The sequence below is a fragment of the Sinomonas sp. G460-2 genome, assembly GCF_047759905.1.
Lineage (GTDB): Bacteria > Actinomycetota > Actinomycetes > Actinomycetales > Micrococcaceae > Sinomonas.
The window spans coordinates 1-10,531 of the sequence record NZ_JBKZWT010000116.1 but is presented as its reverse complement, the minus strand read 5'-3'; the positions used below and the strand labels follow the sequence as shown (position 1 = coordinate 10,531).

The following is a 10,531-nucleotide window of genomic DNA, read 5'->3' as shown; positions in this document are numbered from 1 at the left end:
GACGCCTTCACGGCCGCGTGGACGGCCAGCGTCGGGACCCTGAGGATCGCGCCCGAACGCGAGCCGCTGCTCACGCCCCTCACGCGCGCGTTCCGCCGGCGCGCACAGCAGCGAAGCCGCGCGCGGCTCGACGAGGCGCTCGAGTTCCTGCGGCGCTTCGAGCGCGACACGATCGCCCAGTTCGCGCCGTGGGACGCCATCCTCATGCCCGCCCTCGCCCAGACGCCACGGCCCATCGGCTGGTTCTCGGGCGCCGAATGGCAGACGACGGCGGACGCCGACTATGCGCGCCAATGCGAGTTCGCGCCGTGGTCATCGATGGTCAACGTGTGCGGGCTGCCCGCCGTGAGCGTCCCGACGCACTGGACGGACGGCGGGCTACCGATGGGAGTTCAGCTCGTGGGGCCGCTTGGTTCGGAGGGGAGGCTCCTCGCGCTCGCGCGGACCCTCGAGACTCCGCGGGTGGTCCGGCCCGGAGGCCCGCTCAGTAGCCCGAGGGGTACGAGCTGACCGAGGCGATGCCGATCGCGATGAACGCGAGGACCGCGACAGTGATCAGGAGGCAGAAGTAGCCCGTCGCGAGGCCTGCGATCGCGAAACCCCGTCCGGCTGGCTCGCGGGAGAGCGCCAGATGGCCCATGATGACCGCCGCCACCTGCGGCAGGAGGAAGACGCCGAAGCCCAGGAGAGACGCGATACCGCACACCATCGACGCGATGCTCAGGCCACGAGGCTCCGGGGGCGCGTAGGCATAAGGCTGTGCCGGATAGGAATACGGGGATTGCTGCGGCTGGCTGTACTGGGGTTGGCTGTACTGGGGTTGGGCGTACTGGGGTTGGGCGTACTGGGGCTGGGCGTACTGGGGCTGGGCATACTGGGGCTGCTGGTAGTAGGCGCCCTGGCTGTACGGACCCGGGCCATAGCCGGGCTGGGTTGTGCCGGGCTGAGCGTAGGGGCCGGGCTGGGCGTACGGGCTCTGACCGGGACCAGGCTGGGCTGGGGCCTCCCGCGGCGGCTCGGGCGGCGCCTCAGGCGTCTGGCCGAGGGGCGGCGCCGGCGCGTGCGGAATCGGCGGGATGGGCCGCGTGGTGTGGCGGCTCTCGCGATGGATCGGTTCGGTGGGCCGATCGGCCGGCTGCGGTTCGCTGGGCTGCGGTTCGCTGGGCTGCGGTTCGCTTGACTCTGGCCGGTCATCTGGCGTGGCGGCGCCACTCTGCGGGTCTGACATCTGTCCCTCCGTCACCTCGCGCATGTCCCCATCGCATGCTGCCACCAGCGTACCTTCGGAGGGCGGCGTCGGGCCTTCGCCGACCGCTTGAGCGCGGCCCGCTGGGAGGCTTGATAAATTGTCGGAGGGCCCCCGTAGCGTGGCCCCATGATGACAGAGCGCGCACCCATCCGACCCGGCGCCATCCCGCCATACCTCCTCGAGCGGCTCGCGAACGCGGCACCGCACGGCGCCGTGCCGGAGAAGTCGAGCCTCGCTGTCGTCGCCGAGTTGGCCAGGCGCACGCTCTTGACCGACAGCAGGCTCCGGGGGGACCGCGCGTCGGACGGCGTTGGCGCGCGGCCAGCCCCGTCCGACGCCGGACTCCACCGCGAGATCAGCGACGCGGAGAACAGCGAAGCGCTGCCGGGGCGGCTCGTGCGCAAAGAGGGTCAGGCGGCGGTCGACGACGGCGACGTGAACCGCGCGTACGACGGGCTCGGGGCCACGTACGAGTTCCTCGAGGACTCGTTCGGCCGCTCGAGTCTCGACGGTGCGGGGCTCGCGCTCGAGGGCACGGTCCATTACGGCAGCGGCTACGACAACGCGTTCTGGGACGGCTCCCGCATGGTCTTCGGAGACGGCGATGGCAAGGTCTTCAACTCGTTCACGTCCTCGCTCAGCATCATCGCCCACGAGCTCGGGCACGGCCTGCTCCAGTACACGACCAACCTCGCCTACGAGGGCCAGTCCGGGGCGCTCAACGAGAGCTTCGCCGACGTCATCGGCGTTCTCGTCGAGCAGCACGCGAGCGGGCAGAGCGCGGACCAGGCCGCGTGGATCGTCGGCGAGGGCATCTTTGCGCGCGGCGTGAAGGGCGTGGGAGTCCGGTCCCTCAAGGCACCGGGCACCGCGTACAACGACCCCGTGCTCGGCAACGACCCGCAGCCCGCCCACATGGACGGGTTCGTGCGAACACGCGATGACAACGGCGGAGTCCACCTCAACTCCGGCATCCCGAATCACGCGTTCTACCTCGCGGCGACGGCGCTCGGTGGGCCCGCGTGGGAGCGGGCCGGGCGCGTATGGTTCGAGACCGTCGCCCAGGGCCGACTCCCGGCGGACGTCGACTTCCGCGGCTTCGCCCGCGAGACTGTCCTCGTGGCACGGCAATTGTTCGGCCGCGAGTCCGCGGAGGAGCGGGCCGTGCGGGACGGCTGGCGGGGCGTGGGAATCACGGTCCGGCTGCCCGCCAACGCGGCCGGCCGCGCGTCGAGAGCGTGAGGCCGGGCGCGCGTGAGCCCGGGCAGAGCCATGAGGAGGGAGCGGCAACCGTGAGAGTCAGCGTGTCCCGGTCGGGAGGCGTCACCGGGATCCCGCGGCGTGCCGCGGTCGAGTTCACGATGCGAGGCGAGCGCACCGCGGACGACGACGCGTGGGCGGCTCTCTACCGAGCGGCCCGCAGCCAGTCCGGGGAGTTCGCGGACCGCGGCGGACCCGGGCTCGTGCGCGATGCGTTCCAGTGGACGGTGCGGCTGGGGCGGCAGCGGGTCGACGTCCCGGATGGTACGCTCACCGGGCCGTTGCGGGAACTGGCGGAGCGCGTCCTAGCGCAAGGCGCGTGACGCCGTCGGCCGCTCCCGCTTGAGCGACCCACCAAGCCGGCGTCACCACGGGAAATCTTCACGCGCACGCCACTCGCGGTTGGTGTTCTCTGCAAAGCTATGGGCATGGCTAACCGAGCAGGCACCGTTGCCCTCCCCACCGACCTCGTGGACATCACGGCACTCCTGGACGCCTATTACGACGTCTCGCCTGACCTGAGCGATCCGGGCCAGCGCGTCGCATTCGGGACCTCGGGCCACCGCGGCTCGAGCCTCAAGGCGTCCTTCAACGAGAAGCACATCGCCGCCATCACGCAGGCGATCGTCGAATACAGAGCCGGCCAAGGCATCCGCGGGCCGCTGTTCCTCGCGCGTGACACCCACGGACTGAGCGAGCCCGCCACCAACACGGCGCTCGAAGTCCTCGGCGCGAACGGGGTCACGGTTCTCATCGACGCGCGCCACGGCTACACGCCGACCCCGTCCCTGAGCCACGCGATCCTCAAGTACAACGCCGGGCGTTCGGAGGACGACCCCGCCCGCGCCGACGGCATCGTCGTCACGCCGAGCCACAACCCGCCGGCCGACGGCGGGTTCAAGTACAACCCGCCGCACGGCGGCCCGGCCGACACCGACGCGACCGGCTGGATCGCGGACCGCGCGAACGCCCTGCTCGAGGCGGACCTCAGCGGGGTCAAGCGCATCCCGCTTCAGGACGCGCTCGCCGCGGACACGACGGGCCAGTACGACTTCCTGTCCTCCTACGTCGACGACCTCCCGCAGGTCCTCGACCTCGCGGCGATCCGCGACGCGGGCGTGCGGATCGGCGCGGACCCCATGGGCGGCGCATCGGTCGACTACTGGGGCGAGATCGGCGAGCGCCACCACCTCAACCTCACGGTCGTCAACCCGACCGTGGACCCGCAGTGGGCGTTCATGACGCTCGACTGGGACGAGAAGATCCGCATGGACTGCTCGTCGCCCTCGGCCATGGCCGGGCTCATCGCCAAGGTCAACTCGGGCGAGGCGAAATACGACATCGCGACCGGCAACGACGCCGACGCCGACCGCCACGGCATCGTGACCCCCGACGGCGGGCTCATGAACCCGAACCACTACCTCTCCGTGGCGATCGACTACCTGTACCGGAACCGCACGGGATGGCGGCCGGACTCGGTGGTCGGCAAGACGCTCGTGAGCTCCTCCATGATCGATCGGGTGGCGGGCGGGCTCGGCCGCAAGCTCGTCGAGGTACCGGTGGGTTTCAAGTGGTTCGTGCCGGGGCTCCTGACGGGGCAAGGCGCGTTCGGTGGCGAGGAGAGCGCTGGCGCGAGCTTCGTCAAGCTCGACGGCGGCGTGTGGACCACGGACAAGGACGGCATCCTGCTGTGCCTCCTCGCGTCCGAGATCCAGGCCGTCACCGGACAAAGCCCGTCCCAGCGCTACGCGGACCTCGCCGCGAAGTATGGGTCGCCGTCGTACGCCCGCGTCGACGCCGCGGCGAGCCGGGAGCAGAAGGCCAAGCTCGGCAAGCTCTCCGCCGCCGACGTGACGGCGACGGAGCTCGCGGGCGAGCCGATCACGGCGAAGCTCACGGAGGCTCCGGGCAACGGCGCGAAGATCGGCGGGCTCAAGGTCACGACCGAGAACGCGTGGTTCGCGGCCCGGCCGTCTGGCACCGAAGACGTGTACAAGATCTACGCCGAGTCGTTCAAGGGCGAGGACCACCTCAAGCAGGTCCAGGCCGAGGCGAAGGCGCTCGTCGACTCCGTCATCTCCTAGCGCCCCTCGTTGCGCCGTCACGTTCGCTGGGTGCGCACCCAGCGAACGTGACGGCGCAAACGCCACGAGGTGACCGCGATCATATACTTAGCAAAGCTAATGAACTAGGCTAAGTATCGATGATTCCCGCCGCAGCTCCCGAAGCAACACCCACGCCACTGCCCGCCGGGACCGGCGCGCCCGATCTCGGCGAGCTTGCCGTCGAACTCCGCATCGCGATCATGCGCACCTCCCGCCTGCTGCGCATCCAAGCCGGGAGCGATGTCGTCACCCCGGGGCAGACCACGGTCCTCGGGCTCCTCGCGAAGCGCGGGCCGCAGACGATGCGCCAGCTCGCCGACGCCGAGTGCGTCCAGGCGCCCAGCATGACGCGCACGGTCAACGCCCTCGCGGCCCAGAATCTCGTAAGCCGCAACGACAATCCGACGGACGGCCGCCAGGTCGTCGTCGAAATCACCGATCAAGGCCGAGCCATCGTCGAAGAGTCGCGACGGCTGCGGTCAGCGTGGCTCGCGGCCCGCCTTCAGGGACTCCCCGAGGCGGACCGAGCCACGATGCACCGCGCCGCCGAGATCCTCCTCGAGATGGCGGCCAAGTGAGCAAAACGTTCAGAGCCCTCCGCCACCCGAACTACCGCCGCTGGGCCGCCGGCGCCCTCGTCTCCAACGTTGGTACCTGGATGCAGCGCGTCGCTCAGGACTGGCTCGTGCTCACCCAGCTCACCCAGCACGACGGCGCCGCCGTGGGCATCACCACGGGGCTTCAATTCCTTCCCATCCTCGTGCTCGGGCCGTACGCCGGAGTCCTGGGCGACCGGCTCGACAAGCGCAAACTGCTGATCGGAACGCAGGCCGCGATGGGCCTGCTGGCCCTGCTCCAGGGCGCGCTCGTGCTCACGGGCGCGGCTCAGCTGTGGCAGATCTACGCGATCGCGTTGCTCCTCGGCGTCGCGAGCGCCTTCGACGCCCCGCCGCGGCAGGCCTTCGTCTCGGAGCTCGTGGGGCGCGCGGACGTCCCGAACGCGGTGGCGCTCAACAGCGCCTCCTTCAACCTCGCGCGCCTCGCGGGTCCCGGCATCGCGGGCGTGCTCATCGGGATCATCGGCACGGGGTGGGTGTTCCTGCTCAACGCCGCAACTTTCGCGGCGGTCCTCACGTCCCTCACGAGGCTGCGCGTCGACCTGCTGCATCGCAGTGCGCCGCTCCCCCGCGGCAAACACCAGATTGCCGAGGGGATCCGCTACGTGCGGACCCAGCCGCGCCTCGTGCTCATCATGGCGATGGCCGCTCTTGTCGGGATGTTCACCCTCAACTTCCAGGTCACCAACGCGCTCATGGCCGCCGACGTGTTCCGCGCAGGCCCGGACGCGTATGGCCTGCTCGGCTCGATCATGGCGATTGGCACCCTCGCCGGGGCGCTGCTCGCGGCGCGCCGGAAGGGGCCGCGCATGAGACTGCTCGTGGGCGCGGCGATCGTGCTCGGCGTCGCGACTGTGGTCGCCGCGACGATGCCCAGCTACGTGTGGTTCGCGATCATGCTCGTCCCCGTGGGGCTCGCCTCGATCACGTTCCTCAACCTGTGCAACACGATCGTGCAGCTCAGCACGGACGCCCAGTACCGGGGCCGGGTCCTCGCGCTGTACATGGCGGTCATCCAGGGCGGGACGCCCATCGGCGCCCCACTCGTCGGCTGGATCGCGAACACCGCCGGGCCGCGCTGGTCCGTGCTCGTGGGCGGCCTGGCGGCCCTCGCCGCCGGGGTCCTCGGCGTCGTGGCCCTGAGCCGATGGGGCGACGGCACGCTGCGGGACCAGCTGCGTTCCGCGTGGGCGGCGCGGTGGTCCCGCGAGCTCGTGGGTGCCGATGCGACGAATGGACACATCCCGCCGATCGAGGGGCCAGCTCTCGCGCCCCCGCGCCCCGCGGGAGCCCCGGCCCCCAACAAACCAGTGGAGTGCAAGACTCCACGCGCCGCGCGGCCGCGGACCGTGTCGGTCCAGCGGAACCCTACCGGAAGCCTGCCGCGGGTCGCGGGGCCGAGGGATCGGGCCGACCGCGTCAGGAAGGCCTGACGCGGGCCCGGGCTCTCCGGTTAGAGGGTCTCGACGACGTCCTCGAACGCGAACTTCGTCTTGGCCGGGCCAAAGGCGTCGGCGCCCGGGAGCCCGATGTTCACGACGAGGAAGCTCTTGCGCCCGCCCTCGGGGAAGAACTCGGCGTCGATCCCGGCGAAGTCAGCACCCGTCATCGGGCCCGCCGCGAAGCCGAGCGCGCGCACGGCGAGGATGAAGTAGCCGGCCTGAAGGTGCGCGTTGTCGCGGCCAGTGCCGTAGCGGAGGGACTCGTCGCCGTCGAACATCGCCTTCGCGCGCAGGGCCGCGGGGAGGAACTCGTCCCACTTCTCGTGCCACTCCGCGTCAAACGCGAGGACCGCGACGAGCGGGGCGGTGCGGGTCTTCTCCTGGTTGCCGGGCATCATGTGCGCGACGAGCCGCTCGCGGGCCTCGGCCGAACGCACGTACGTGATGCGCAGGGGCTGGTTGTTGAACGCCGTCGGACCGAACTTCGTGAGCTCGTAGATGGCCTGGGCCTGCTCGTCGGTGACCTCGCCCGTGAACGTGTTGGCGGTGCGGGCCTCGACGAAAAGGGCGTCGACGGCGGCTGCGTCCAGTGCGGCTTCCTGGTGGGCGATGCTCATGCTGGTCTCCTTCTGCGGACGAAAGGTCCTCCGAAACGGCGGTGGCGCTGTCCGTCACCCTCTGAGGTGAGAAACCCGCCGTCGTCCGCAAGACTTCCGCTACGAACGGTGAGATTCGCCACACCGGCTCCGCTGGAGCGCACGCACGCAGCCGGCCGCAGCGCGGCCCGCGAGTAGGATGTCCCCCGGCGATCACACCCTGCCCGCCCACCCTCACCCTTCGGAAGGCGCCAGCGCATGAGCATGCTCGGAACCAGATGGAAGCTCCATGGCGACGGCCGCTCGGTGCGACCCGGGGAGGTCGTCGCTCCGCAGGAGCGGCTCGCGTGGCCGCTCACCATCGGAATCGGCCTCCAGCACGTGGTCGCGATGTTCGGTGCCACGTTCCTCGTGCCGATCCTCACGCACATGCCGCCCGCCACGACGCTCTTCTTCTCCGGAGTCGGCACGCTTCTGTTCCTCGTCATCACGCGGGGTCGGGTGCCGAGCTACCTCGGTTCCTCGTTCGCCTTCATCGCGCCGATCCTCGCGTCGCAGCAGCGATACGGCGTCGCCGGGGCGCTCGGCGGGGTGGTCGTGGCCGGGGCCGTCCTCGCCCTCGTGGGCGCCGTGGTCCAGCGCTTCGGGGCGCACTGGATCAACATCGTCATGCCGCCGGTCGTCACGGGCTCGATCGTGGCGCTCATCGGGCTCAACCTCGCACCGGCCGCGAAGCAGAATTTCGTGGCCGCGCCGGTCACGGCCCTCGTGACCCTCGTCGCGATCATCCTCGTGAGCGTGCTGTTCCGCGGGATTCTGGGCCGCCTCAGCATCCTGGTCGGCGTGGTGGCAGGCTATCTCGTGGCGGTGGCCCGCGGCGAGGTCGACTTCTCGAAGGTGGATTCGGCCGCGTGGATCGGCCTCCCCCATTTCCAGACCCCCACGTTCCACGTCGGGGTCCTCGGTCTGTTCGTGCCCGTGGTCCTCGTCCTCGTCGCGGAGAACATCGGCCACGTGAAGAGCGTCGCAACCATGACCGGGCAGAACCTCGACGGCGTCTCCGGGCGGGCGCTCATGGCCGACGGGGCCGCGACCGTGCTCGCGGGGCTCGGCGGAGGCTCGGGCACCACGACGTACGCCGAGAACATCGGCGTCATGGCCGCAACGAAGGTCTACTCGACCGCCGCGTACTGGGTGGCCGGCGCGTGCGCGCTCCTGCTCAGCTTCTCGCCCAAGTTCGGCGAGCTCATCGCGACCGTCCCCCAGGGCGTGCTCGGCGGCGCCGCGACGATGCTCTACGGGTTGATCGGCGTGCTCGGCGTCAAGATCTGGGTCCAGGGCCGCGTGAACTTCTCGAACCAGATCAACCTCACGACCGCGGCCGTGGCACTCATCATCGGGATCGCCGACTACACGTGGACGGTGGGCCAGCTGAGCTTCGCGGGCATCGCGCTCGGCTCGGCCGCGGCGCTGCTCGTCTACCACGGCATGACCGCGCTCGCCCGGTGGCGGGGCACGGTGCGGGAGTCCGAAACCGAACGCTGACGAGCTGGCGCCCAGCCCAGGGGGTCAGCGGCGCGTCACTCGCGGCACAGGCAGAACGGGTGGCCCGCGGGGTCGAGGAACACACGGAACGTGGTCCCGGGCTGGTACTCGGCCTTGCTCGCGCCGAGCTTGAGAACCTCGGACTCGGCGGCATCGAGATCGTCCACGGTGACGTCGAGGTGCATCTGCTGCGGGACATCCTGCGTGGGCCAGCGGGGAGGGCTGTAGTCCTCCACCTTCTGGAACGAGATGAGCTGACCGTACTCGGCGCGGATCTCCACCCAGTCGGCTTCGGCGGTCTCGGTCTTCCAGTCCAGGAGCGCGGCGTAGAACGCCCCGAGCTCGGTCGGGTCGGGGCAGTCGATGACGAGGCTTGGGTAACGTGCGATGGCCATGACCCATAATCTAGCGGCCGCCGCGGACAGGGCCTGTCCGCAGCGCGCCGGCCCCCGAAGGAGGTACTGCCCCGAAGGGGGTACTGCGGGTACCCGTATCGACAGCCTCTCCCCCGCCCGGCGCCAAGCTGATTACCTGAGAGCACACAAGCAACGACCGATAGGGACGCCATGACCGCAACCGACGCCTCGACGCGCACCACCCAGCGGGCCGTGAGCCGCTCGCTCGCCGTGGTGCTCGGCCTGCTCACGGCGTTCGGCCCCATCTCGATGGACCTCTACCTCCCGGTGCTGCCCGCGCTCACGCGGGACCTCCACGCGGAGACCTCGACCGCCCAGCTGACAGTGTCGGCATGCCTCCTCGGCCTCGCCTTCGGCCAGATCCTGGCGGGCCCGCTCTCGGACCGGTTCGGCCGCCGTCGCCCGCTCTTGATCGGGATCGTCGCCTACATCGCCGCCTCGGCGCTGTGCGCGGCGAGCCCCACGATCGAGACTCTCATCGCGGCGCGACTTGTGCAGGGCCTCGCGGGCTCGGTGGGGATCGTGACCGCGCAAGCGGCGGGCCGCGACCTGTACTCGGGCGGGAAGCTCGTGCGCTACTACGGCCGGCTCGCCGTGCTCGGCGGGCTCGCGGCGATCATCGGGCCCGTGATCGGCGGGCAGATCGCAGCGTTCACGGACTGGCGCGGGGCGTTCGTATTCCTCGCGGTCGTGGGGGTGGGGATCCTCGTGGCGTCCGCGATCATCTTCCGCGAGACCCTTCCCGCCGAGCTCAGGACCGAGGGCGGGCTCCCCCACACCGTGCGCAGCTTCGGGCGGCTCCTCTCGGACAGCACGTTCGTGGCCTCGCTCCTCGTCACGGCGTTCACGGGCGCGGCGCTGTTCGCGTACCTCGCCGGCGCGACGTTCGTGCTCCAGGGGATCTACGGGCTCACGCCGCAGCAGTACGCGCTCGCGTTCGGGCTCAACTCGCTCGGCTTCATGGTGTTCGGCTTCACGTCGGGGCGCGTCTCGGAGCGTTGGTCTGAGCGGCGAACGCTCGCGATCGGCCTCGTGCTGTGCGTCGCGGGCGCGCTGCTCCTTCTCGTGACGGCGCTGCTGCATCTGCCGCTCATCGCGGTCATCGTCTCGCTCTTCACGATGGTCGCGGGGGTTGCTGTGACCAATCCGCCGTCGACCTCGCTCGCGCTGTCCGGGTATCGCGACATCGCGGGGACCGCGTCGTCACTGCTCGGGCTCACCCGGTTCCTGTTCGGGGGTCTCGCCGCGCCGCTCGTAGGGCTGGGCGGCGAGCACAACGCGACCGGTCTCGGGCTCGTGGC

At 70.5% G+C, this 10,531-nt stretch carries 11 protein-coding genes; 8 read left to right on the top strand and 3 right to left on the bottom strand.

Annotated features, from left to right (window positions below):
* On the top strand, positions 1 to 510 hold a 510-nt coding region (locus ACLN58_RS12155; protein ID WP_415855519.1), incomplete at its 5' end, for an amidase family protein.
* On the opposite strand, the gene ACLN58_RS12150 is transcribed toward ACLN58_RS12155, so the two are convergent.
* Complete coding sequence (locus tag ACLN58_RS12150) at positions 485 to 1,228, bottom strand: DUF4190 domain-containing protein (protein ID WP_415855518.1); 744 nt, start codon at positions 1,226 to 1,228, stop codon at positions 485 to 487. The genes ACLN58_RS12155 and ACLN58_RS12150 overlap by 26 nt on opposite strands.
* A gap of 147 nt (positions 1,229 to 1,375) precedes the next feature.
* Between ACLN58_RS12150 and ACLN58_RS12145 the strand changes: the two genes are divergently transcribed.
* The 5 genes from ACLN58_RS12145 (at position 1,376) to ACLN58_RS12125 (ending at position 6,664) form a co-directional block, all read left to right on the top strand.
* Entirely contained in the window at positions 1,376 to 2,491 is a 1,116-nt protein-coding gene (locus ACLN58_RS12145) for a M4 family metallopeptidase (protein ID WP_415855517.1), read from the top strand.
* 50 nt (positions 2,492 to 2,541) lie between these two features.
* Entirely contained in the window at positions 2,542 to 2,832 is a 291-nt protein-coding gene (locus tag ACLN58_RS12140) for a hypothetical protein (protein WP_415855516.1), read from the top strand.
* A gap of 105 nt (positions 2,833 to 2,937) precedes the next feature.
* A complete protein-coding gene (gene pgm, locus ACLN58_RS12135) occupies positions 2,938 to 4,593 on the top strand; it encodes a phosphoglucomutase (alpha-D-glucose-1,6-bisphosphate-dependent) (protein ID WP_415855515.1) in 1,656 nt (551 codons plus the stop codon).
* 119 nt (positions 4,594 to 4,712) lie between these two features.
* On the top strand, positions 4,713 to 5,192 hold the full coding sequence (locus ACLN58_RS12130; RefSeq protein ID WP_415855514.1) for a MarR family winged helix-turn-helix transcriptional regulator: 480 nt from the start codon (positions 4,713 to 4,715) through the stop codon (positions 5,190 to 5,192).
* Positions 5,189 to 6,664, top strand: a complete 1,476-nt coding sequence (locus tag ACLN58_RS12125) for an MFS transporter (RefSeq protein ID WP_415855513.1) — start codon at positions 5,189 to 5,191, stop codon at positions 6,662 to 6,664. Before ACLN58_RS12130 ends, ACLN58_RS12125 begins: the two co-directional genes overlap by 4 nt.
* 20 nt (positions 6,665 to 6,684) lie before the next feature.
* Here ACLN58_RS12125 and ACLN58_RS12120 read toward each other — a convergent pair whose 3' ends face one another.
* Positions 6,685 to 7,290: a malonic semialdehyde reductase gene (locus tag ACLN58_RS12120; protein ID WP_415855512.1), complete on the bottom strand. Its 606-nt coding sequence runs from the start codon at positions 7,288 to 7,290 to the stop codon at positions 6,685 to 6,687.
* A 237-nt stretch (positions 7,291 to 7,527) separates the two neighbouring features.
* Here ACLN58_RS12120 and ACLN58_RS12115 point away from each other — a divergent pair, with 237 nt between their 5' ends.
* A complete protein-coding gene (locus ACLN58_RS12115) occupies positions 7,528 to 8,814 on the top strand; it encodes a uracil-xanthine permease family protein (RefSeq protein WP_415855511.1) in 1,287 nt (428 codons plus the stop codon).
* 35 nt (positions 8,815 to 8,849) lie between these two features.
* Here ACLN58_RS12115 and ACLN58_RS12110 read toward each other — a convergent pair whose 3' ends face one another.
* Complete coding sequence (locus tag ACLN58_RS12110; protein WP_415855510.1) at positions 8,850 to 9,209, bottom strand: VOC family protein; 360 nt, start codon at positions 9,207 to 9,209, stop codon at positions 8,850 to 8,852.
* Positions 9,210 to 9,380: 171 nt separating this feature from the next.
* Between ACLN58_RS12110 and ACLN58_RS12105 the strand changes: the two genes are divergently transcribed.
* Positions 9,381 to 10,531, top strand: a 1,151-nt coding sequence (locus tag ACLN58_RS12105; RefSeq protein ID WP_415855509.1) for a multidrug effflux MFS transporter, incomplete at its 3' end; no start/stop codon positions are given.

Excerpts from the sequence above, each read along its gene's own strand:
- ACLN58_RS12150 (WP_415855518.1), bottom strand. The coding sequence starts at position 1,228 with ATGTCAGACCCGCAGAGTGGCGCCGCCACGCCAGATGACCGGCCAGAG.
- ACLN58_RS12145 (WP_415855517.1), top strand. The coding sequence starts at position 1,376 with ATGATGACAGAGCGCGCACCCATCCGACCCGGCGCCATCCCGCCATAC.
- pgm (WP_415855515.1), top strand. The coding sequence starts at position 2,938 with ATGGCTAACCGAGCAGGCACCGTTGCCCTCCCCACCGACCTCGTGGAC.
- ACLN58_RS12130 (WP_415855514.1), top strand. The coding sequence starts at position 4,713 with ATGATTCCCGCCGCAGCTCCCGAAGCAACACCCACGCCACTGCCCGCC.
- ACLN58_RS12120 (WP_415855512.1), bottom strand. The coding sequence starts at position 7,290 with ATGAGCATCGCCCACCAGGAAGCCGCACTGGACGCAGCCGCCGTCGAC.
- ACLN58_RS12115 (WP_415855511.1), top strand. The coding sequence starts at position 7,528 with ATGAGCATGCTCGGAACCAGATGGAAGCTCCATGGCGACGGCCGCTCG.
- ACLN58_RS12110 (WP_415855510.1), bottom strand. The coding sequence starts at position 9,209 with ATGGCCATCGCACGTTACCCAAGCCTCGTCATCGACTGCCCCGACCCG.